The organism is uncultured Porphyromonas sp. (assembly GCF_938039215.1).
Classification (GTDB): Bacteria; Bacteroidota; Bacteroidia; order Bacteroidales; family Porphyromonadaceae; genus Porphyromonas.
Genome location: NZ_CALHVI010000021.1, coordinates 21,491 through 44,381 on the forward strand (window position 1 = coordinate 21,491; position 22,891 = coordinate 44,381).

Sequence of the window (22,891 nt, forward strand, 5' to 3'; positions counted from 1 at the left end):
CCCTTTAGGGAAAATGATCCCATGTCCTTTCTTCCGACTAGCTAAAGTCCTTGAGGCTGATAGATGCGGGTCTTCTCCGTCTATGAGCCCTTTGATCACTGAGACTCCCCACGATCTATGCATGAGGATCGGTGGAGAAGGGCTTCTTCAATCCGAGTTCCCAAAGGGGAAGCATGCTCATGGGCTGAACAAGTCGGACAATTTGTGTATTTTAGCGGTATATTGTACCTCGTGTGCATACCTATAGTAGTGTCGAATAAATGACAGAGCTTAAGCCCAAGTCTCGAGAGCGCTTCCGTGCGGCTCTCTCTGCCCTAAAGGCCTTTAGTAGTAAGCATCCTTCCCTGCGCTACATCATCACAGGTGTATTGGCTTTTGTCTTGATCTTCTTGGTTGGGGATAGCAACCTCTTCAACTATCTGAGGAACGAGCGACGTAAGGCATTTATCCAAAGTGAATACAACCGCTATCGCCCTCAGTACGAAGCCGACAGCGCCCGTCTAAGCGACATCCGAGACAATAGAGAACATATCGAGCGTATCGCTCGTGAACAATATTATATGCATATCCCTGGGGAGGAGGTCTTCATCCTCGCTCCAGATAGCTTGGATCCCTCCAGATAGAGTAGTTCCCATTATGAATAAGCAGTACAAGTACCTCTATATCGTCAGTGTCCTCCTGCTCCTCAGCGGAGCCGCTCTGGCCGTGACTGGGCACCCCTTCTTCGATGTGCTCTACGGGCTGGGTGCCTTTGGCTATGCCGCCTACTACCTCCTGACTCCCACGGATGAACTCACTGGGACGCTTCGCCGAGCAGTGCGTATGGGAGTCTTCTCGGGACTCCTCTTCCTGCTCTCTGCCGCAGCTCGCTTTGATGCTTTCGCTACCTTTGGGCAAGGACTATGGCTAGTCTTCTTGGCACTAGGTCTCATCTATATGATCTATGGGAATGTACTCCTCTATCTCGACGAACGAAAGAAACAATGAAATCTAACCCTATAGCACCTCAGGAGAAGATCCGATCGGAGCGCCTAACGGTACCTGGAGGCAAGAAGCCTCTACTTCGACTCTACGTCGATAGCCCAGAGCCGACGACCTTGCTCCCCTTCCTCATCAAGGCCTTGCCCGACAAGAGCCGCACCACCGTCAAGCAGCTCCTACATGACCGCTTCATCTCGATCGGTCTAGAGCCCACGACCCAGTTCGATGCCCCGCTAAAGCAGGGGGATGAAGTGAACATTCATCCAGCGCCTCTGCCTAAGACGTTTACTCATAAGAGCATCGAGATCCTCTATCAGGATGAATACCTCATCGTCATCCATAAGGATGCTGGCCTGCCTACTGTAGCTAGTGGCGAAGAGAAGGATAAGACAGCACTTCTCCTTCTCGCCGAGCACCAGAAGAGCTTCAACCCTCGGGCTAAGGTCTACCATATCAATCGCCTTGATAAGGACAGTGCGGGCTTTGTAGTCTTCGCCAAGAGTCGTGACCTGCAGTGTGAACTGAGTGACCACTGGGGACGCTATGTCCGTGGCCAGCACTTCGCCGCTGTGCTTGAAGGGCTACCTCAAGCGGGGAATGGGATGCTCCTGCCTCCTGCCTCCGAGGTAGATGCGAAGAAGGATCGTGCTGCGAAGAAAGGTAAGCCTGCGGTCTCCAAGAAGCCTAGCTCCGATGACGATCGTGTAGCGGGACGAGCTGAGTGGCATACGCTGATGACGGGGGCGAGCCGTGTGCTTGTCTCTGTAGCTCTCCTCACGGGGCGCAATAATCGCCTACGCCGACAGTTCGCTCAGCTTCGTCTACCGATCGTAGGAGACTGGCGCAATGGTTCGCAGGAGAAGGAGCTCGGACGAGTAGCACTCGAAGGAACGCATCTGAGCTTTGTCCATCCCGTGACGGGCAAGCTTCTAGAGTTCAGACAACCTATTCCCTCGCTCTTTAGGAAGCTCGTCAAGGGAACTAAGCCCCCAACTAAAAGTCCAAAGAAACCAGTGAGAAAATAGACTCCAATAGTTAATCGTAAAATATAATGATCACACAACAAAAACAGGAAAGGGGAGCTCTTGCTCCTGCCCGTTGGGCTTCCACGGCCATGCGAAGCCTGCTCTTCGCTCTAGGCCTTCTGCTCTCTGCTACAGGCATGAGCGCACAGATGGTACGTGATGCTGTCAGCTGGACTCGCTCTGTGGAGGATAAGTCCCCTACGGAGAAGGTCCTCGTCTTCACTGCGCAGGTCAAGGGGGAGTGGCACCTCTATGGTACCGATCTCCCTAAGGGCGGACCTACACCTACACACCTCATCGTCGACAAGATCTCTGGTGCCGAACTCGTCGGAGGCCTAGTCGCTAGCCAGAAGCCCATAGAGAAGTTTGACCCGAACTTCGAGATGACGCTTCGCTTCTATAGCGGGAAGGTATCCTTCCGTCAGAAGATCCGCATCACTGACCCTACAAAGTTCGCCCTCGTGGGAGCTGTACGCTACATGGTCTGCAACGACGAGCAGTGCCTGCCACCAACGAACTGGGAGTTTACCATCCAAACTAAGGAGCTAGGTAAGCTGGGGGAGTCCGCGCCTGCAGTGCAGGCGACCGAGCAAAACGCTGAGACCCCTGCTGGCTCTCCCGCCATGGGGGAGGCTCAGCCCTCCGATAGTCTCCCTGCAGTAGCTGAAGCCACCGCAAGCGTAGCGACTGACTCCGCTCAGATCGCTGTCTCTGACCTCTGGGCACCTGTGATCCCAGAGCTCAAGGCCTATGGCGACAAGGCGCTCAACCAAGCCGACGGATCGCTATGGATGCTGCTACTAGGAGGGTTCCTCGGAGGGCTCGTGGCTCTGGTCACCCCTTGCGTCTGGCCAATGATCCCGATGACCGTGAGCTTCTTCCTCAAGCGTACTTCCGACAGGAAGAAGAGCATCCGTGATGCCCTGCTCTACGGGGTCGGTATCATCGTCATCTACGTCTCTCTGGGTCTGATCGTCTCTGCGATCTTTGGTCCAGCGACCTTGAATGATCTAGCTACGAATGCCTACTTCAACGTAGCCTTCTTCCTGCTACTTGTCATCTTCGCTATCTCCTTCTTCGGAGCCTTTGAGCTGGTTCTTCCCTCCTCATGGACGACGAAGATGGACGAGAAGGCAGACTCTGCCTCTGGCTTCATCAGCATCTTCTTCATGGCCTTCACGCTGGCCTTGGTCTCCTTCTCTTGCACGGGTCCTATCATCGGTACGCTCCTTGTGCAGGCTGCGACTTCCTCCACGGGGATCCTTGCTCCAGCAGTAGGGATGCTTGGCTTTGCTCTAGCACTCGCCCTGCCCTTCACGCTCTTCGCTATCTTCCCCAACCTCCTGCAGTCGATGCCGAAGAGTGGGGGATGGATGAACTCCGTCAAGGTAGTGCTTGCCTTCATTGAGCTAGCTCTCGCCCTGAAGTTCCTCTCTATCGCTGACCTAGCTTATGGCTGGCGCATCCTCGACCGTGAGGTCTTCCTCTCGCTTTGGATCGTCATCTTCATCCTGCTTGGGCTTTACCTGCTTGGCAAGATCCGTTTCCCACACGACAGCCCTCAGGAGAAGACTCCTATCCCTGCGCTCTTCCTAGCTATCGTCTCCTTCTCCTTCGCTGTCTACATGATGCCTGGGCTCGTCGGTGCTCCTCTGAGAGCTATCAGTGCCTTCGCTCCTCCTCTTCGCACGCAGGATCTGAACCTGTACAACGGAGAAATACATGCCAAGTTCGATGACTACGATGCTGGTATGGCCTATGCTCGTCAGGTCGGCAAGCCTGTTGTGATTGACTTCTCTGGCTACGGCTGTGTCAACTGCCGTAAGATGGAGGCCTCCGTCTGGATCGACCCGAATGTGAAGAGCATCCTAGAGAATGACTATGTCCTCATCACCCTCATGGTCGACGAGAAGACTCCCCTGAAGGAACCTATCGAAGTCCAGGAGAACGGCGAGAAGGTCAAGCTTCGCACGGTAGGGGACAAGTGGAGCTACTTCCAGCGTATGAAGTTTGGTGCTAATGCTCAGCCCTTCTATGTACTCCTCGACCACGAGGGTAAGCCCCTCGGCCCTTCGAGAGCTTATGACGAGGATGTACCCGCCTATATCAAGTTCCTTAAGGCTGGCTTGAGCGAGTTTGAGCAGCGTAAGTAATCCCTCTACCGACCTACTACTTAAAGATGAGCGTACAGCATAGTCGAGAAGAGAAGCTAGCGGCCTTTGGTCGCCTCCTGGATGTCATGGATCGCCTCCGAGCCGAGTGCCCTTGGGATCGGGAGCAGACGACAGAGAGCCTTCGTACCAATACCATCGAGGAAGTCTATGAGCTCTCCGATGCGATCCTCTCGGGTGCTCCCCAAGAGATCAAGAAGGAGCTGGGGGATGTCCTCCTCCATGTCGTCTTCTATAGCAAGATTGGAGAAGAGCAGGGATCCTTCGATGTCGCCGATGTTGCGAATGCGCTTTGTGACAAGCTGATCTTCCGTCATCCCCATGTCTATGGCGAGACTGAGGCAGCTCCCTCTGATGTCGTCACAGAACGCTGGGAGGAGCTGAAGCAGAAGGAGAAGAACGGCAATAAGACCGTCCTCTCAGGTGTCCCAGCTTCTCTGCCTGCTCTGATCAAGGCCTACCGCATTCAGGATAAGGCTAGAGGGGTAGGCTTCGACTGGCAGCACCCAGAGGATGTCTGGACGAAGGTAGAGGAGGAGCTCTCTGAGCTCCGTGAAGCTGTCACCTCGGGCTCTGTGGAAGATACAGAGGCTGAGTTTGGCGACTTCCTCTTCAGCATCATCAATGTAGCTCGTAAGTACAAGGTCAACCCCGATAATGCTCTTGAGCGAACAAACACCAAGTTTATCCGCCGCTTTGGCCACATCGAGGCTCGGGCGAAGGAGCTGGGTCGCTCGCTTAAGGAGCTCACTTTAGAGGAGATGGATGCACTCTGGGATGAGGCTAAGGAGCTTGAAGCTAAGGCTTAAAGCCTAGCCTATGCACTAGTCCATCCTTTGTCCCATCTACTCTGTCTCTCCATTGGGCCTACTGGTCCTATTTGCCTAACCTCTAGAGGCTGATAGGGCTAGTAGGCTCAATGCTTTTCATGCGTTCACATGCCTATGTCTCACCCAGACTCACCCATTCGACTGCTTGTCCCTCCTAAGGAAGCCTCCGCCCTAGCGCTACGCTCCTCTGGATGCTGGAGCACCCAGAGGAGCGTAGCGCTAGAGAGCAAAAGGGTAGGGATCGCATAGCACGAGACTTTAGCCCCGAGAGCTGTGCCCAGCTCTTCGCTGAGCTCTTTAGAACTCTTGTTTGGTAGTCCAAACTCCGAGCACTAGACCCCAGTGATTTACTTCTAAGTCAGTACCTCCTCTTGGGTAGCTTTACTCGGGTGAGCGAAGCTACAAAGACAGGTACGACGACCGATTTATTAAATACGAGTATGACCACTACTTATACCGATGTCCATGGAGCCTCTGTGGTGCGCTTTGCGGACATTGAGATCCTCCGCTACGAGATCCCAGGCTTTGCTGCCCTCCCTTTGGAGCGGAAGCTATTCATCTATCACCTCAGTGAAGCGGCACTAGCAGGACGGGACATTACCTTCGATCAGAATGGCCGTCACGGCCTGCGTCTACGTGCCTTCTTCGAGGGGATCTACTTGACCTACTCGGGGGATAGAGACTCTGATGCTTTCCAAGCAATACAGACGTATCTCTTCCGCCTTTGGTTCTCATCGGGCATCCATCACCACTATGGCTCGGAGAAGTTCGAGCCTACGTTCTCCAAGGAATACCTTCTTGAAGTTCTTGCCGAGGTGCAGGCCCAAGGACAGCTCCTTCGCTATCGTGGGCAAGAGCTGGATGAACTACTCCAGCTGATCTTTGACCCCAAGGTCGCTCCCCGACGTACGGTGCAGAGTGGCGATGAGGATCTGGTGAAGGCTTCTTCGGCGAACTTCTATGCTTCGGGGGTAACACAAGCGGAAGCAGAAGGCTTCTATGCCCGTGCCTATGAGGAACTCTCCGAGCTCGAGCGTCAAGCTCCTCCTTCGCTTGGGCTGAATAGTCGCCTAGGGAAGAACGAAGATGGTGAGCTCTATGAGCAGGTCTACAAGCAGGGCGGACTCTATGGAGAGGCCCTCACACGCATCATCGCTTCTCTGAAGTCGGCAGCTGCCTATGCTGAGACGGATGACCAGCGTCGTACCATTCTCTCGCTCATTGACTACTATAAGACGGGCGATCTGGAGAAGTACAATGACTATTGTATCTCTTGGGTAGAGGATACGAAGCCCGAAGTAGACTTCATCAATGGCTTCACCGAAGTCTACACCGATCCTCTGGGCACGAAGGGGATGTGGGAGAGTCTCGTGCATGTCCGTGACCACGAAGCCAGTGAGCGGACGCAGAAGATCTGCTCCGAGGCAAAGTGGTTCGAGGATCATGCTCCTATTGATCCCCGCTTCAAGAAGGAGGAGCCACGAGGTGTCTCAGCTACCGTAGTCTCGGTCGCTATGCTGGCTGGTGACTCTTACCCCGCTACACCGATCGGTATCAACCTGCCCAACGCTGACTGGATACGTGCTACGCATGGCTCTAAGTCCGTGACGATCGACAACATTCATCGTGCTTACCATATCGCCTCGCAGCACAGTGGGATGGATGAGGTCTTCATCCCCGATCCTGCGGTACGTGAGCTCCTCACGAAGTACGGCGAGGTCACGGAGCATCTACATACCGACCTGCACGAATGCTTAGGGCATGGCTCGGGGAAGCTCCTCTCTGGTGTCTCGGCTGATGCCCTTGGGGCTTATCATTCGACTCTGGAGGAGGCACGTGCCGATCTCTTTGCCCTCTACTACATGGCGGACGAGTACCTCGTGGAGCTGGGCCTACTACCCGATCGGGAGGCTTACAAGGCTTGCTACTACCGCTACCTACTCAATGGGCTGGTCACTCAGCTCGTGCGCATCCGTCCTGGTCATGTGCTCGAGGAAGCGCACATGCGCAATCGTGCGCTTATCGCTCGCTACGTGCTGGAGAAGGGGAGTGCACTCGGTGCTGTCGAGCTAAAGGGGCTAGAGCTGGTCATCCATGACTACGAGGCGCTTCGTCCGATCCTCGCTGAACTCCTCGCCGAAGTACAGCGCATCAAGAGTGAAGGGGATCAGCAGGCAGGTCGTGCACTCGTCGAGCGCTATGCGATCGCTATTGACCCGAAGCTCCATACAGAAGTCCTTGCTCGCTATGAGCAGCTCCACATCGCTCCCTACAAGGGCTTTGTAAACCCCAAGCTGGAGCTAGTCTATGATGAAGAGGGTGGTATCACGGATGTTCGTGCCGACTACACCGAAGGTTATGCCGAGCAGATGCTACGCTATAGCCGAGAGTATGCTACCCTGCCTCTTGATCCTGTGACGGCGGAAGAGCTTCGTCACCCTATGCCCTCTGAGCAGGCACTCCTCGAAGCGAAGGAGCTACGGACGCAGCTACGCCATGTGATGGATGGTCAGGTAGTCTCATCTATGCGAGATAAGGGCTTGCACTACGGAATCAACTTCGGTCTGACGCTCGACTATATCCTACGCCTTGCCGAGAAGCAGCCCAAGCGTACGGAGCTAGCTGCCTATCTCCTCTCTCGAGATGTCCGAGAGCTCAAGTTGATCGGTCAGCTCATCTATCCAGCTGAGGCTGTGACGTACGAAGTGGCTACCGAGCTAGCCCGCACCTCGTTCGCTAACCCCGAGCTAAGGGATTATCTTGCGAAGCACCTCTTCGATCGCACGCCCTCTTCTCCCTACTGGGCACTGGACTGGATCTTCGCCGAAGCCGATCAGCGCTGGGAGGATGTCTTACCCGTAGCCTTTACCATCTTAGCCCGTTGGTTCTCTCGAGGCTTTGTGCTCGAGACGGAGGCTTGGAGTACTAAGCTCCTTCGGGAGAGTCTAGCCTTCCTCTCCTCGGATGAAGTCCCTTATCCTACGGCACTCCAGCGGTCCGTCCTCTTGATGCTCAAGCGTTGGGGTCGCACGGATACTGAGATGCGTACAGCTCTCTTAGCTTCGGCTGAACTTGCTGCTTGGGAAGCGGCAGACAATCCCGTCCAGCAGGAATTTGCAGCTGACCTGCGCTTTGAATTTGAAGAATATCTCTCTACTTATTAGTTCCACTCCGATGAAACGAATACTCGCTTTTCTAGCCTTTGGGATTTGTCTCAGTTCCTTCGCTTCTCAGTCGCAGGCTACGGCATCTGCTGAACTCAAGATGGAGAAGCCCCGCAAGGTACGCTTCCCCTTCTATTACTTCGAGCAGCCGGTCAATGGTAACCTTATCGGTCGAGGTGCTGACCAAGCGCTCTTTGGTATCTATACGACGCACACACGAGGCTACCAGCTCGAAGCGCTGACGATCGACCTCACAGGTACTACAGACCTCCGTGATGTCACGGCGCTCAAGATCTACCGCACGAAGAATAAGGATCGCTTCGATCCCCGTGATCCAGGTGAACTGCTTGCCCAAGTGAAGGTCGGGAAGAAGACGCTCGTCCCCTTCAAGATCTCAAGACAGCTGAAGGAAGAGGATGCCCTCTGGGTAGTCGCAGACATTGCTCCTAAGGCAAAGGAAGGTCATCATGTATCGGCCGAAGTAGCGACCATCATCGCTGACAATCTCGAGCTAGAAGGTCTCACTACGGAGCGTCATACTCAGGAGATCGTCCTGCAGCGTACGCTCGTCTGGGCACCAGGTGAGGCAGGCTCGAAGCACTACCGCATCCCAGGGATCGTCCGCCTATCGGATGGTACGCTGGTAGCGAGTATCGACCGACGCAAGGAGAAGGACGGTGACCTCCCTGCTGATATCGATGTCGAAGTCAAGCGTAGCACTGATGGTGGTCATACCTGGAGTGCTCCTATCACCGTCGCAGCGGGTACGAAGGAGCATGGCTATGGCGATGCAGCCATGGCCACTGATGGTAAGACCATCTATATGGTGATGATCGGTGGGTCAGGTCTTTGGACTTATCCCTCGATCTCCAAGGAGCCTTCACAGATGTACTTCACCAAGAGTACAGATGGAGGGAAGACTTGGGCTCCCCTAGATAATATCACCAAGCAGGTCTATCTCGCCCCCTACGCTTGGGGTGGCTTCTTTGCCTCGGGGAATGGAATCATCACCTCAAAGGGGCGCATTGTCTTCGTAGCAGCTCAGCGTACGGATCAGAGTTGGGGTGGAGCGATGGACAATATCCTCGTCTACTCGGACGACAAGGGTAAGACGTGGAAGATCTCTTCACCTGCTCGCCATGATGGTGATGAGTCTAAGGTCGTCGAGCTCTCTGATGGTTCGCTCCTCGTCTCTAGTCGCAACCGTGCCTCTGGAGCTAACGCCCGCACCTATATCCAAACACGTGATGGCGGGAAGACCTGGATGCCTGCTGGCACGTGGCCCGAACTTACGGGGAATGCTTGCAACGGTGCCTTCACCCGCTATCAGCCTATCGGCAAGGGCCGAGGAGAGCGCTCGAAGTACCTCCTGCACACCCTGCCTGCCAGCCCAACGCGTGATCATCTTCGCCTCTTCCTCAGCAAGGATGAGGGGAAGACTTGGCCTATCTCTCGCGAGATCTGCCGAGGTGAAGCAGTCTACAGCGAAGTGATGATCTTCCCTGATGGTACCATCGGGATCATCAGCGAAGAGAATGACCGCCCTGCCTTCGATATTTACTTCACTCGTGTCTCTCTAGACTGGCTCCTCTCGGGGACTCCTAGCACGAGCCGTTAGTACGAGCAAACACCCCATCTTCTCCCTCCCACTGAAGGGGAGAAATGATGCACCCTCCAAGAGGTCCTAAGAAAACCTACTGTGGGTCGCATCGACGACCCACGGTAGGTCGTCGATGCGACCCACAGTAGGTTTTTTGGGCGATGTACCGTAGGTCTCTTTTTATCCCCTCGCTATAGGCCTGTGATAGGGGCTTGTTGGATGGCTTGTCTAGGGAGCTTCTCTAGCCTTGCTCCCTAGGGCTAGTTTGCCCCCAGAAGAAGAGCTTCGACCTATATCCAAGAAGGGTGGGAGTTGATGCTTATGTGTGGCTTTCTCACTGGGGAAGAGACCTATACGTAAAGATTATTTATTAAAGTATTTAATTAGCTAAAGAGTTTTGCCTAAGTGTACTTTATTCCTTAGCTTTGTTACGCTTTAAGCAGAGCAAACGGAATGTCGGCGCAACATGTCCTCTATCACTTATCGGTACAATTCCTAGACCAGATGACTTGCCTTACTCCTGCCGAGTAAGGTCTGCGCCGGCGCACAATATTATATCAATGTAGTACTAAAAGCTATGGACGAACAGAAAGCGGTCAAAACCCTCAAGGACATCGTCATCCGCTTCTCCGGAGACTCTGGAGACGGGATGCAGCTCACGGGGACGATCTTCTCTGACCTCTCCGCCATGACGGGGAACACCATCTCTACCTTCCCCGACTTCCCAGCCGAGATCCGAGCCCCTCAGGGGACGCTCAGTGGTGTCTCGGGCTACCAAGTGCAGATAGGTTCACGGACGGTACGAACCCCAGGGGAGCAAGCAGATATCCTCGTGGCTATGAATCCTGCTGCCCTCAAGGTCAGTGTGAAGCACCTCAAGCGTGATTCGATCATCATCATTGACACCGACTCCTTCACAGCTAATGACCTAAAGAAGGCTGAATTCAAGACCGAAGAACCCTTCGAGGAGCTCGGTCTGAAGACCCAGCAGGTCATCCCCGCTCCTATCTCCTCCATCGTCAAGGAGGGGCTGAAGGACTTTGGTCTTGATGCCAAGTCTGCACTCCGATGCAAGAACATGTTTGCTCTTGGTCTTATCTGCTGGATCTGCGATCGTCCTCTCGGCCCTGCAGAGCAGTTCCTCGACCGTAAGTTCGGCAAGAAGCCTCAGCTACGTGATGCTAACATCGCCTCCCTCAACCACGGCTTCGACTTTGGTGCGAATACCCACGCTACGGCAAGTATCTTCCGCATCGAGACGCAGAAGCCTGTCCCTGGACGCTACCTCGATATCAATGGGAATAAGGCTACGGCCTACGGGCTGATCGCCGCTGCTGAGCAGGCAGGCCTCGAGCTCTTCCTCGGTAGCTACCCCATCACTCCTGCTACGGATATCCTACATGAGCTCGCTAAGCACAAGGCTCTGGGTGTGAAGACGGTGCAGGCAGAAGATGAGATCGCAGGTATTTGTACGGCTATCGGTGCTTCCTTCGCTGGAGACCTTGCCGTGACGACCACTTCTGGTCCTGGTCTTGCGCTGAAGAGTGAAGCACTTGGTCTAGCCGTCATGGCAGAGCTTCCTCTTGTACTCGTCGACGTACAGCGTGGTGGCCCATCGACGGGGCTTCCTACCAAGAGCGAACAGACCGACCTCATGCAGGCCCTCTACGGACGTAATGGTGAAGCTCCACTTCCCGTCCTCGCTGCGACGACCCCAGACACTTGCTTCTTCGCTGCCTATTGGGCTGCTAAGATCGCCATTGAGCACATGACTCCAGTGATCCTCCTGACGGATACCTTCGTGGCTAACGGCTCCTCTGCTTGGCGCATCCCCAACTTCCACGAGCTCCCCACGATCGAGCCTAACTACGTCTCTAAGCTCCCCGAAGGAGCAGCAGAGGGCTGGCGTCCTTACTTCCGCAATGAGGAAACGAAGGTGCGCTACTGGGCTGTGCCTGGTACCCCTGGCTTCGAGCACCGCCTCGGAGGTCTGGAGAAGAACTATAACACCAGTGCTATCAGCACCGATGCAGCTAACCATGCCCTCATGGTGAAGACTCGACAGGAGAAGGTAGACTACATCGCTAACGAGATCCCTCTCCTCGAGGTCGAAGGCGATCAGGATGCAGATACGCTCATCGTCGGATGGGGTGGTACCTATGGTCACCTCTTCGAAGCAGCTCATAAGCTCCGTGATCGTGGCTACAAGGTCGCTCATGCTCACTTCAGCTTCATCAATCCTCTGCCTAAGAACACGGAGGAAGTCCTTCGTCGCTTCAAGAAGGTCGTTGTCGCAGAGCAGAACAATGGTATGTTCGCTCGCCATCTGCGTGGCAAGATCGACAACTTCGTCCCACGGCAGTACAATGAGGTCACAGGTCAGCCCTTCAGCCTCTCGCACCTAGTCGAAGAATTCACCAAACTTATCGAAGAATAGCCCTATGGAAACGAATGCAAACCCAGTGAAGTTAGACGCTAAGAACTTCAAGAGTGACCAGTACGTACGCTGGTGTCCTGGCTGCGGTGACCATGGTGTCCTGGCTACTCTGCAGAAGTCCATGGCGGAGGTGGGTATCCCTACGGAGAAGACTGCTGTCATCTCAGGGATCGGATGCTCCTCTCGTCTACCATACTATGTGAATGCCTACGGCTTCCATACCATCCATGGTCGTGCAGCAGCCATCGCTACAGGGCTGAAGACCGCTCGTCCCGACCTGTGTGTCTGGATCGCTACGGGTGACGGTGACAGCCTCGCTATCGGGGGGAACCACTTCATCCACGCTATTCGCCGTAATGTGGACCTGAACTTCATCCTCTTCAACAACCGCATCTACGGGCTGACGAAGGGGCAGTACTCGCCTACATCTGCTCGTGGCTTCGTCTCTAAGAGTTCACCCTTCGGTACGGTAGAGGATCCATTCATCCCTGCTGAGCTATGCTTCGGTGCTCGTGGTCGCTTCTTCGCTCGTTCGCTCGATATCGATATGAAGCTCCTTGGGCAGTGTATGGTAGCAAGTGCCAAGCATAAAGGGGCTGCTGTCGTCGAAGTCCTCGTGAACTGTGTGATCTTCAATGACGGGATCCACAAGGGTGTTGCCCAGCGTGAAGTGCGTGACGATCGCTCGATCGTCCTGCGTCACGGCGAGAAGATGATCTTCGGTAAGGAGAAGAACAAGGGTATTGTCCTGGATGGTCTCCGACTCAAGGCCGTCACCATCGGCGAAGATGGCTATACGCTGGATGATGTGCTCACGCATGATGCTCACGAAGTAGATCCTACGCTCCACACGATGCTAGCGATGATGGGTACGAGTGATGATATGCCAGTTGCCTTCGGGATCATCCGTGAGGTAGAAGATATCTGCTACGACCAAGCTGTCACAGACCAGATCGAGGAAGTCCGAGCTCAGAAGCCTGGCATCCGTTCGCTGGAAGATGTCCTGATGAAGGATGCTTACTGGGAAGTGAAGTAGTAAGTATCTCCTTACTACCCAGCTTAGACAGCTATAAGAAAGCCACGAGGCCACCTCTCAGATGAGAGGTGGCCTCGTGGCTTTTATTTCTGTAGGTCTATGCCTTCTGTTTGGGCGACTTGGTCAAGCTTTTCTAGGGGGCTTATGATGCCCACCATCTAAAACTAATCTTGGCCACGATCACGCACAGAGCGAGAGGTAGATGTGGTAGCGGGCTTGGTTGACTTGGAGGGTAGGCGCTGACTCGGAGAACTAGATGTGTTCAGTTTCTTAAGCTTTACCTTTTTCTTCTTGACCGTAGGAGATCCGCTCTGTCGTATGCTGTCAGGGAGGTAGAGCTGGGATTGGAAGTCCGATAGCTCCCGTTCGATCCGCTTTTGTGCTTCCTTCTGGGCCTCAGGTGTGGGATATTCTTCCATCAGTGTCCGTCCAAGGAGGTCATCAGCCTTGATGATCTCACCTTCGTAGAGCCCTAGGCGGAAGAAGTCGTCCAGCGTGGAGTGGCGGACACCATTCTGAGCACTAAGGGCTATCCTCTGAGTCCGCAGGTAGGGTAGTAGATCTGAGTACTTGACCCAGAAAAGTGGCATACGTAGCTCTCCATAGTCGCCGATACCGCTGAGTATGGGGCAGAGGGCAGAGACTTCGGTCATATAAGTCGAAGTCCCTTCGTCGAAGAGGTGAACCTCCTTGAGGTAGTAGCTCTTTACGTCACTCGACGGAATATCCGAAGGACGACCTTCGATATAGTCGATATGGAAGCGCTCCAAGAAATCCTTGAAGCTGAGTAGGTGTGCTTCATCCAGTTGCTCTGCCCCGTCGATATACTCGTAGACGGGTATCTTGCCAGAGGCATAGAGCAGGAAGATTTGGGCAAAGAGATTTCCCTCCCTCTCGGTCGCTACTTGTGGCGAATAGAGCGGGGCATTGGCTCGACTTGTGAGATCAATAGATCGGTAGATACTACGAAGCCAAGAGGCATGTTCGTAGGGATCTCTATCGGTGGTGCCAAAGGTCTTAGCTCGCTCTGAGAGCTGATCGATCGAGGGCTGTAGCTTCTGCTTATTCGCTTGCCCTTGAGCCTTTGTCCCTTTACGCACTACCGGAGTACGAGGAGTATCCTGCGCCGAGAGGTCGGTGATGCCTAGGGCGAATGCTGTAGATAGAAGGAGAAGGGGTATTTGCTTCATAGCTGTAGTGTCTAGAGAGGGGCTTATCCGATGATGAGCTCTAGGGAAGGGATCTGCCGCTCAATGCCGTCTGGCCCTCGGGCAATGATCCCAGTGATATAGAGGCGACGTCCCCTAGGGGTATTCTGGATCTGTCTGATCTGTCGCTCTGAGAAGTTTGCTCCCGAGGAGGCTTCGGGAAGGGCATTGCCCATCGAATCAAAGGCAATGAGCTGGAAGCGAAGGACTGTATAGCTTACCTCCAAGAAGGAGTCATCAATCGCTGCCTTTACTCCTCCTGCTTCCAGTAGGCTACTCTTGGCTATGCGTCCTCCTTTGAAGCGAGATACTTCTCCTTTCGAGGAGGTCAGAGCTAGGTAGGGCATGGGATCTGGGAGCGAGCGTACTCTTAGCTTTGACTGGGCAACAGGCTTCGTCTCTCCACTGCTGGTACGAGCTGTGACAGATATGGTCACTTCACCGCCAGCCTTGGTAGGATGAGCTATCCATAGATCGGCCTTGCGTAGGAGAGTCCCGCTAGAGATCGTAGCTGATATATCCTGAAGTGCTATCCCTGGTACTGCGATCTTGATAGGATTATCGATCCCAGCATAGAGCACGTTCATCATCGTCGGAGCAATGGTAGCCATGGGCTCAATGACGGTATAGCTGCTCTCGAAGCTACTTCGTACAAGCGTACCATCATTGAGCTCTGTCTCGATGTGCCCCCTCAGAGGGAAGTTCCCTAGAGTAGGGGTAGAGAGGGTGAGTTTCCCATGAGAGGACGTAGGGAGAAGGGAGCCGTTGACGAAGATCTTCGGATGCTTCGTTGTATCAATGCTGCTGAGCACGATCGATGCTTGGTAGGGGGTACCACGGAGGACTACCCGACTCTCTGGGATCACTTGAGCAGTAAGCTGATTGGAGCGGTAGTCATGGGCATCGATCCCCTTGAGAAGCTCGGCAAGCGCTTCGCCTTCGATATAGCGGATGTTGCTCTGTAGGTTTGTTAGGAGTGTGACTGCTGCGATGGCAGGGATGTTCTCGAAGTGTTCCTCTTCCCAGCTCTTACCCTGCCTACCTCGAGGGGTGCTAAGTCGTTGTATGATCTTTGTCCCTTGACTTGCTTGGTCGAAGAGCTTGGATACCCAAGAGCAGTAGCCTTCGATTTGCTCTCTTAGCTGTGTGCCCTTGGGCCGTATTGGACCTAGGAGTACGACGGATGAGGCAGAGAGGTCATCTCTTCGCTGGAGCGACTCGGGATGAGCTCCTTTACCATCGGCTTCGATAGCTATCGCTTCCTTAAGACTTTGGATGTAGGTATAGAGGGAGTCTGATCGTAGCTGAAGCTCACGACTACGTTCCTGCCATAGGCGAACTTTCTCAGGGTTGGAGGTGAAGGCTGCTTGCATATCCGAGGCTAGCCGTGCATTCTGAGCTTCGCTGTGCTGGGTAGCTTGGCGCAACTCACCCTCGACAAGGGAGAACCCATCCAAAACCTCAGGAGATACATTGAGCGCCATCATTGCGATGAAGACAAGGTACATGAGGTTGATCATGCGCTGTCTATTGGGATTGCTCCCGCTACCTACTGCCATGGCTACAAAGGCTTACTTGTGGGTAAGATCACTACGCTCGGATGAGGTACTATAAGGTGTGTGTGGGCTACCTGGTATCCCCATGTTGCTTGTCAAAGCTTGGAGGATACGTGCATAGACCTCATTGAGCTGGGTGAGCTGACCGATGAGCTGGTCATTCTGCTCTCTGAAGGTGGTACTTCCTTCGAGGCTCCCTTCGTACATAGAGCGAATGTGCTGCAGACCTGCATTGATTCGGTCGATCGTCTCTACTTGTGAACTGATGCCTTTGAGTTGGAGCTCATAGATCGCATTGAGTCCAGTGACATTGCGTGCTAGGCTCTCCATCTCCCCTAAGTACTGGGTCGAATGCTGAGCCATGGTATCATAGTCAAGAGCCATGTTCTCGTAGCGCTTCTTCATCTCTCCCGAGACGCTCCCAATACGAGTGAGCTGCTCAGTAGCTTCCCCCAAGCGATCGATTGCTTCACGCAGATGAGCTAGTTCGCTTGCTGGAAGTGATGAGGATAGCTCCATGGTATTACTCTGTGAAAGCTCTCCATCAGTTGCTGACTCTTGAGCACGGCGGAGGAGTAACTCTCGGCGGGCAATCTCGTCAGCTCGGTCTCTTTCATTACCACTTCTTAGCTCAGGGAAGACCTCTTCCCATTGGTAGGTCTTCTCTGGACGCTCGAAGCCAGAGATGAAGAAGACCACGAACTCTGTGAGCATACTCACGAGGAGGATCTCATCACCGTAGCGGATATGTAGGAGCTTGAAGAGAGCCCCTAGGATGACGAAGGCAGCCCCCCACGAATAGAAGCGGTTGAGGATGCGCTTGCCTCGCTCACTAGAGAGGAAGATCTCTAAGCGACGTAGGTGTCTTACTTTTCTCTGCATGACTCGTTGTGGGTTTGGTTAGGCTATTTCTTGAACTCTACGGCAGAGCGTACACAGCGAAATCCTATGTAGGAATGAGCGGCATTTTGTGCTGCTTGTGTGCGGTTGTTCGCCTGCACATTGCGAGCAATGTCTTTCCAAGAGCCTCCCTTGACGACCTTGAAGGTCCGATCACGAGTGTCCTTGAAGTCTGCGGGATAGGAGAGCTCGGGATTGACATCACTGATTAGTCGAAGTCCAGAGCTTATCCAAGCGGTGCTGGTCCATTCAGCCACATTACCCGCCATATCAAAGAGCCCAAAGTCATTGGGTGGATAGGAAGAGACACGAGCTGTGATCAGATGACGGTCGGCAGTGTAGTCCCCATCACCTGGCTTGAAGTTGCCGAGGAAGCATCCATCGCAAGAGCGTACCTCTTCTGTCCCCCAAGGATAGACAACCTTGGAGTTCCCCATACGGGCTGCATACTCCCACTCAGCTTCGGTAGGAAGACGAAACTCTTCAACGATTTGCCCTTCAGGTAGACGCAGACCCTTCTTGTAGAAGGATGTTCTCCAAGCACAATAGGCTTGGGCTTGCTCCCAAGTCACTCCGACTACTGGATAGTCATCATAGCCTGGATGATTGAAGTACTTCGCTGTGTAGGTCGCATTGGTCGAGTTGGGGAAGTCATTGACCCACACAGTCTCATCTGGGAGTACAGGTACGATGTACGTATTGAGGAAGTCGTATTCGCTAGCTAGTGGACGTGTGATGGTCTCACGAATGATCTTACCCGAGCGATCTATATAAGCTGTATCCTTGGAGATCAAGATGGTCTCAGGGCGTTGCTTCTCCCAGCGGGTATTACCTTGGGCTGTACGGAGCTGGTTGCGCCAAAGGGCTGCTGCTCGATGATCATAGCGCTCATAGCGGTAGTAGAGCTGAGTTGGATCAAGCTTACGTTCGCCTGTGACGGGATTGGTGTAGTAGACACTCTGGATCGCTCTCACCTCCTCTTCGGAAGCATGCTTCTCGGAGGGGATAGGTCGACTCCAGTCAAGGTGAGGCTCTACGGGCTCTCCATATTTGTCTTCGGTGATCTTGTAGCTCTCATCACCACCAAAGGCAGGGTCTGCGAGGCGCTCTCGGATGATGGAGTCACGGACGTAGTAGACGAACTGACGATACTGAGCATTCGTGACTTCGGTACGATCCATCCAGAAGGCTTCAACAGAGATCCCACGGCTGACAGCAGGTGTACCCCAGAGACTATCCCTCAGCTCCGAACCTAGGATGATATGTCCCCTCGGGATGTGCACCATCCCATGAGGAGCAGGCTCATCCCACGAGGCAAGTCGGGCAGCTGTCACTTCTCCCCCTCTTGATTGATTGGAAGCTCCACAAGCAAGGAGTGAGAGGCTTAGTAGAAGCCCCCCTAGAAGAGTCTGGAGTTGGGTATATCGTGTCTTCATCATCGTCTGTGTCAAAGTTACCCTTTTCAAAGTAAGCGAATACTCTTGTAGCGAGTCTCCTCTTTGCTCCCTTGGGTAAGTGGGAGTGTGTAGCCTAGGAAAATCTCATGTCGGTAGGCTGGGCTACTCTGTGTCCGAGTCTCCCGCTCTAGGAGGTAGCCTAACCGAAGATCTCCAAGTCTAATGCTCGTATGCGCTATCCATGCACTATGGAAGCGGTAGGAAGCTCCTAGAGAGAAGCGGTCTTGGTAAGAAATAGATGCTCCAAGCTCTTTCCTCCAGCCTAAAGGCTTACTGTAGGAGGCGAAGGCTGTGGGCTGGAGGGCAAATGAGTGCCCCCAGTCGATGTGGTAGCGCAAGAATGCTACATATAGAGGGCTCGTCTGGGCTCTGTACCGCTCGCTGAGTGCTACACTAGATCTCAGTACATCCGTGACGGCGATACCCGCAGAGAGTCGTCTATCGGTATAGTATGCCCCTAGACTTAGGTCGAAGGCTTTCCCCTCGGTCTTAGTCGTCGGGAGCTCCAGATTAGTGATCCCTTCCTCTTGTGCCTTCTTCCCATCGAAGGATAGGCGATAGAGGGTAGTCTCGAGGCCTAGATGCAGGCTCTGTGTTTGCCCAAGAAAGAAGCGAAGGGCTCCTCGGGCAGAGAGAGCTGTTTGCTCCCAAAGGTCTTGCTGATGGTGTAGGAGCTGAGCTCCTACTTCGTGCTGACCTCCTACGAGATCTAGGGGCACCCCTCCTAGTATGAGGTAGTATTTGTTTCGGCTATCCTCGTGCCCATAGAGGGCTGTTATCTGTCCCCCTTCGGTAGCGATAGATGCCGCTGGGTTGTAGTAGGGTAGAGCTTCCTGCCAGAGCCGGACTTCGGGGCGAGTCTGAGCTAGGAGAGCAGAGGGGAGAAGAGCTGAAAGGGCAAGACTACCCACGCAGGCTAAGCTCTTATGCCTAGAGCCCCATGTGGCGGTAGTCTTGCCCATCAGTATGCTCTTTGATACGAACTAGTATTCCTCTTCGTCAAAGAAGAAGTCCTCCTTGCTCGGATAGTCTGGCCAAATATCTTCAATGGATTCGTAGAGTTCGCCCTCATCCTCCATCTCTTGGAGGTTCTCGATGACCTCGATAGGAGCTCCCGAGCGTTGGGCGTAGTCAATGAGTTCGTCACGGCTGGCAGGCCATGGGGCATCTTCGAGCTTGGATGCAAGTTCTAGTGTCCAGTACATAGCTGAGATTAGTTTATCAAAAAGTCGTTATGTGCTTAGAGAATATCAGGCGCAAAAGTACTAATTATTCATTAGTTAGCGAGGAGTGCTGATGCGCTAGATAGAGTAAGCCCCACCCTCGGACTCCGAGCGGAGAGGGAGGGTGGGGCTTACAAGGGTAAGACTAGCCCTCAATGGAAGGGGCAATGCAGGCGCAGAAGGCTGGGACCAGATTGCGGTCACCGAAGCCATTATCTACACGAGCGACGTTGATCCAGAACTTATTCTCGCGGAGGTATTCCAGAGGATAGGCTGCCTTCTCACGAGGATAGCTGTGTGACCAAGAGTCAGAGACGACTTCGTACTCAGGATGTGGTGCATTCTTCAGTACGTTGTCTTCTGCATCAGCCTTGCCGTCCTTGATCTCCTGCATTTCCTCCCAGATGCACTGCATGACAGCGAGGAAGCGATCCAGCTCATCCTTGCTTTCGCTCTCTGTAGGCTCGATCATCAAGGTGCCATGTACAGGGAAGGAGAGCGTAGGAGCGTGATAGCCGAAGTCCATGAGACGCTTAGCGATGTCGCTCTCATCTACACCATAGACTTCCTTGAGCTTGCGGCAGTCGAGGATGAGCTCGTGGCCGACACGACCCGTAGCGCCCGTATAGACGATGCCGTAGGTATCCTTGAGGCGAACGGCTAGATAGTTAGCATTGAGGATGGCTGTACGAGTAGCACGCTCTAGACCCTTTGCTCCGAGTAGACGGATGTAGGCATAGGAGACGACATCGATACCTGCACTACCGAGAGGCGAAGCTGCGACGACATTGCCTTGGATAGGCTCATAGTCTACACCATAGCCGTGGGTAGGCTGGTAGGGTGAGAGGGCTTCGGTCATACAGATAGGACCGCTACCAGGACCACCACCTCCATGAGGGATAGCGAAGGTCTTGTGGAGGTTGAGGTGGCAGACATCGGCGCCGATGAAGCCTGGGTTCGTGAGACCTACCTGAGCGTTCATGTTCGCCCCGTCCATATAGACTAGAGCACCACAGTCATGGATACGCTTGCAGAGGTCGATGATGTTCGTCTCGAAGATCCCGTGGGTACTTGGGTAGGTGATCATCATCGCTGCGAGTTCATCCTTGTGCTCTTCGGTCTTCTTCATGAAGTCCTCCCAATCGACGTTGCCGTACTGGTCACAAGCTACGATCACGCACTGATAGCCACACTGAGAGGCTGAGGCAGGATTGGTGCCATGCGCCGAGGCTGGGAGAAGTACCTTATTTCTGTGCCCGCCACCATGAGCTTCGTGATAGGAGCGGATGGTGCGAAGTCCTGCATACTCACCTGCAGCACCAGAGTTGGGCTGGAGCGAGACGACGGGTAGACCAGTGATCGTGGCGAGTAGCCCCTTGAGGTTCTCCAGTAGCTCAAGAGAGCCCTGTACCTGCTCTGCTGGTGCATAGGGGTGGACGTTGCAGAAGGCAGGATTGCTCAGAGGAATGACTTCGCTAGCTGCATTGAGCTTCATCGTACAAGACCCGAGGGAGATCATCGAGTGCGTCAAGGAGATATCCTTGCGCTCTAGGCGCTTGATGTAGCGCATCATCTCTGTCTCCGTATGGTACTTGTTGAAGACCTCGTAGGAGAGGAAGGGTGAGGTACGGACGAACTTGCGGTCGATGTGGATCGTATGCTCGCCTACTTCGTCATTGAAGTTGCTCTCCTTACCAAGGGCCGATGCGAAGATGTAGCAGAGTACGCTGATATCTTCGGGCAGTGTCGTCTCGTCGATGCTCAGCAGGGCAACTGTACCACATGGAGCATAGAAGAGGTTCACACGACACTCTTCGGCGATCTCACGGAGCTTGTCGGCGAAGCCTGCTTCCTCGGGGAGGATGACACAGAGCGTGTCGAAGAAGTCTTCGTGGAGCAGGCGGTAGCCTAGGTCAGTGAGCTTCTTAGCGAGGAAGCCCGCATAGGAGTGGACACGGCGAGCGATATTCTTCAGCCCTTCGGGGCCATGATAGATCGCATAGAAGCCGCTCATCGAAGCGAGAAGAGCTTGAGCGGTACAGATGTTACTCGTGGCACGTTCGCGCTTGATGTGCTGCTCACGTGTCTGTAGTGCGAGGCGATAGGCAGGCTTGCCTAGGCGGTCCTTGCTGAGCCCGATGATACGTCCTGGGAGGGTGCGCTTGTATTCGGTACGACAAGCGATGTAGCCTGCAGAAGGTCCACCGAAGTACATGGGGATACCGAAGCGTTGGGCTGAACCGAAGACTACGTCTGCGCCCCATTCTCCTGGAGGGGTCAGCAGGACAAGGCTGAGTAGATCAGCGGCGACCCCAACCTTGATATCAGCTTCATGAGCCTTCTCGACGAACTCAGAGTAGTCATTGACTCCTCCAAGCGAACCTGGATATTGTACGATGGCACCAAAGAATTCGGGGCTGAAGTCAAACTCCTTCCACTTCCCGAGGACGACCTCGATGCCTTGAGGAGCGCAGCGAGTGAGGATGACATCGCGTGTCGAGGCGAAGACTTCCTTGTCGACGAAGAGCTTATTTGCCCCAGCCTTGGCCTTAGCCTTGGAGCGCTCATTGAAGAGGAGGAAAGCCGTCTCTGCCCCTGCTGTAGCTTCGTCTAGGAGCGAGCAGTTGCTCAAGGGGAGGGCCGTCAGGTCCGTGATGACGGACTGGAAGTTGAAGAGCGCCTCCAGACGACCCTGTGAGATCTCGGCTTGATATGGGGTATAAGAGGTGTACCATACTGGACTCTCCAAGACATTGCGCTGAATGACGGGAGGTAGGACCGTGTCGTACCAGCCTTGCCCTATATAAGAGGTGTATACTTCGTTCTTGGAAGCTAGGTCAGCGATGTGCTCAGCGAACTCCCGTTCGGTCATGGGCTCTGGCAAGTCTAGGGGCTTCTCTAGTCGAATGTTCGAGGGTAGAGTCTGATCGATGAGTTCATCAAGAGACTTGACTCCGATGGTCTGAAGCATCTCCTTGGCATCATGCTGCCCCACGCCTATATGGCGGATGGAAAAGTCATTGGTGTTCATTGGCGAACCTTTAGCTTAAGTATGAGTAGTTAGTCGTACGCTGAGTTTAAATCAACAGCAGACCAAAGTTAGACATTTTGGGTATTGGTTGTACCCCCATCGGACTTATAAAATTATCTTAGGAAAGCACTCCTCTTTCATGTCCTTCTCCCCTTGGTTTCTAGCTCTGTTGGGCGCTCTCTTATAGTCTCTAGAGCTTAGACCCTATTTGCCGCGAGGGAGAGGGGAGTAAGAGAAGGGGATGAGCGGCCTACCATGGGTCATCGATACGA

16 protein-coding genes are annotated in these 22,891 nt (G+C 53.9%); 9 read left to right on the top strand and 7 right to left on the bottom strand.

Annotated elements, in window-relative coordinates:
* The first annotated feature begins 260 nt into the window (after positions 1-260).
* The 9 genes from Q0336_RS02930 (at position 261) to Q0336_RS02970 (ending at position 13,244) form a co-directional block, all read left to right on the top strand.
* The gene (locus tag Q0336_RS02930; protein ID WP_298525484.1) at positions 261-623 is read left to right on the top strand and encodes a septum formation initiator family protein; all 363 of its coding nucleotides are present in this window, start codon (positions 261-263) and stop codon (positions 621-623) included.
* Positions 624-636: 13 nt separating this feature from the next.
* Positions 637-987: a hypothetical protein gene (locus Q0336_RS02935; RefSeq protein WP_298525486.1), complete on the top strand. Its 351-nt coding sequence runs from the start codon at positions 637-639 to the stop codon at positions 985-987.
* Positions 984-2,006 (top strand): pseudouridine synthase, encoded by a 1,023-nt coding sequence (locus Q0336_RS02940; protein ID WP_298525488.1) that lies wholly within the window; start codon positions 984-986, stop codon positions 2,004-2,006. Before Q0336_RS02935 ends, Q0336_RS02940 begins: the two co-directional genes overlap by 4 nt.
* Before the next feature lie 89 nt (positions 2,007-2,095).
* On the top strand, positions 2,096-4,159 hold the full coding sequence (locus Q0336_RS02945; protein ID WP_298525526.1) for a cytochrome c biogenesis protein CcdA: 2,064 nt from the start codon (positions 2,096-2,098) through the stop codon (positions 4,157-4,159).
* Between the two features lie 26 nt (positions 4,160-4,185).
* Entirely contained in the window at positions 4,186-4,986 is an 801-nt protein-coding gene (mazG, locus tag Q0336_RS02950; RefSeq protein ID WP_298525490.1) for a nucleoside triphosphate pyrophosphohydrolase, read from the top strand.
* Between the two features lie 461 nt (positions 4,987-5,447).
* Positions 5,448-8,171, top strand: a complete 2,724-nt coding sequence (locus tag Q0336_RS02955) for a peptidase M49 (protein ID WP_298525492.1) — start codon at positions 5,448-5,450, stop codon at positions 8,169-8,171.
* A 10-nt stretch (positions 8,172-8,181) separates the two neighbouring features.
* Positions 8,182-9,789 (top strand): sialidase family protein, encoded by a 1,608-nt coding sequence (locus Q0336_RS02960; protein WP_298525495.1) that lies wholly within the window; start codon positions 8,182-8,184, stop codon positions 9,787-9,789.
* A 559-nt stretch (positions 9,790-10,348) separates the two neighbouring features.
* Positions 10,349-12,208, top strand: a complete 1,860-nt coding sequence (locus Q0336_RS02965; RefSeq protein WP_298525497.1) for a 2-oxoacid:acceptor oxidoreductase subunit alpha — start codon at positions 10,349-10,351, stop codon at positions 12,206-12,208.
* Between the two features lie 4 nt (positions 12,209-12,212).
* Positions 12,213-13,244: a 2-oxoacid:ferredoxin oxidoreductase subunit beta gene (locus tag Q0336_RS02970; protein ID WP_298525500.1), complete on the top strand. Its 1,032-nt coding sequence runs from the start codon at positions 12,213-12,215 to the stop codon at positions 13,242-13,244.
* Positions 13,245-13,408: 164 nt separating this feature from the next.
* Here Q0336_RS02970 and gldN read toward each other — a convergent pair whose 3' ends face one another.
* The 7 genes from gldN to gcvP form a co-directional block, all read right to left on the bottom strand.
* A complete protein-coding gene (gene gldN / locus Q0336_RS02975) occupies positions 13,409-14,434 on the bottom strand; it encodes a gliding motility protein GldN (protein ID WP_298525503.1) in 1,026 nt (341 codons plus the stop codon).
* Positions 14,435-14,457: 23 nt separating this feature from the next.
* Positions 14,458-16,011, bottom strand: a complete 1,554-nt coding sequence (gldM, locus tag Q0336_RS02980) for a gliding motility protein GldM (protein ID WP_298525505.1) — start codon at positions 16,009-16,011, stop codon at positions 14,458-14,460.
* Between the two features lie 12 nt (positions 16,012-16,023).
* Entirely contained in the window at positions 16,024-16,890 is an 867-nt protein-coding gene (gene gldL, locus Q0336_RS02985) for a gliding motility protein GldL (protein WP_298525507.1), read from the bottom strand.
* A gap of 23 nt (positions 16,891-16,913) precedes the next feature.
* On the bottom strand, positions 16,914-18,347 hold the full coding sequence (locus Q0336_RS02990; protein ID WP_298525510.1) for an SUMF1/EgtB/PvdO family nonheme iron enzyme: 1,434 nt from the start codon (positions 18,345-18,347) through the stop codon (positions 16,914-16,916).
* A 23-nt stretch (positions 18,348-18,370) separates the two neighbouring features.
* A complete protein-coding gene (locus Q0336_RS02995; protein ID WP_298525514.1) occupies positions 18,371-19,327 on the bottom strand; it encodes a PorP/SprF family type IX secretion system membrane protein in 957 nt (318 codons plus the stop codon).
* 21 nt (positions 19,328-19,348) lie between these two features.
* A complete protein-coding gene (locus Q0336_RS03000) occupies positions 19,349-19,570 on the bottom strand; it encodes a DUF2795 domain-containing protein (RefSeq protein WP_005467333.1) in 222 nt (73 codons plus the stop codon).
* A 163-nt stretch (positions 19,571-19,733) separates the two neighbouring features.
* Positions 19,734-22,619 (bottom strand): aminomethyl-transferring glycine dehydrogenase, encoded by a 2,886-nt coding sequence (gene gcvP, locus Q0336_RS03005; protein ID WP_298525517.1) that lies wholly within the window; start codon positions 22,617-22,619, stop codon positions 19,734-19,736.
* Positions 22,620-22,891 lie beyond the last annotated feature (272 nt).

Coding starts and splice junctions, on each gene's coding strand:
- Q0336_RS02930 (WP_298525484.1), top strand. CDS start 261: ATGACAGAGCTTAAGCCCAAGTCTCGAGAGCGCTTCCGTGCGGCTCTC.
- Q0336_RS02935 (WP_298525486.1), top strand. CDS start 637: ATGAATAAGCAGTACAAGTACCTCTATATCGTCAGTGTCCTCCTGCTC.
- Q0336_RS02940 (WP_298525488.1), top strand. CDS start 984: ATGAAATCTAACCCTATAGCACCTCAGGAGAAGATCCGATCGGAGCGC.
- Q0336_RS02945 (WP_298525526.1), top strand. CDS start 2,096: ATGCGAAGCCTGCTCTTCGCTCTAGGCCTTCTGCTCTCTGCTACAGGC.
- mazG (WP_298525490.1), top strand. CDS start 4,186: ATGAGCGTACAGCATAGTCGAGAAGAGAAGCTAGCGGCCTTTGGTCGC.
- Q0336_RS02955 (WP_298525492.1), top strand. CDS start 5,448: ATGACCACTACTTATACCGATGTCCATGGAGCCTCTGTGGTGCGCTTT.
- Q0336_RS02960 (WP_298525495.1), top strand. CDS start 8,182: ATGAAACGAATACTCGCTTTTCTAGCCTTTGGGATTTGTCTCAGTTCC.
- Q0336_RS02965 (WP_298525497.1), top strand. CDS start 10,349: ATGGACGAACAGAAAGCGGTCAAAACCCTCAAGGACATCGTCATCCGC.
- Q0336_RS02970 (WP_298525500.1), top strand. CDS start 12,213: ATGGAAACGAATGCAAACCCAGTGAAGTTAGACGCTAAGAACTTCAAG.
- gldN (WP_298525503.1), bottom strand. CDS start 14,434: ATGAAGCAAATACCCCTTCTCCTTCTATCTACAGCATTCGCCCTAGGC.
- gldM (WP_298525505.1), bottom strand. CDS start 16,011: ATGGCAGTAGGTAGCGGGAGCAATCCCAATAGACAGCGCATGATCAAC.
- gldL (WP_298525507.1), bottom strand. CDS start 16,890: ATGCAGAGAAAAGTAAGACACCTACGTCGCTTAGAGATCTTCCTCTCT.
- Q0336_RS02990 (WP_298525510.1), bottom strand. CDS start 18,347: ATGATGAAGACACGATATACCCAACTCCAGACTCTTCTAGGGGGGCTT.
- Q0336_RS02995 (WP_298525514.1), bottom strand. CDS start 19,327: ATGGGCAAGACTACCGCCACATGGGGCTCTAGGCATAAGAGCTTAGCC.
- Q0336_RS03000 (WP_005467333.1), bottom strand. CDS start 19,570: ATGTACTGGACACTAGAACTTGCATCCAAGCTCGAAGATGCCCCATGG.
- gcvP (WP_298525517.1), bottom strand. CDS start 22,619: ATGAACACCAATGACTTTTCCATCCGCCATATAGGCGTGGGGCAGCAT.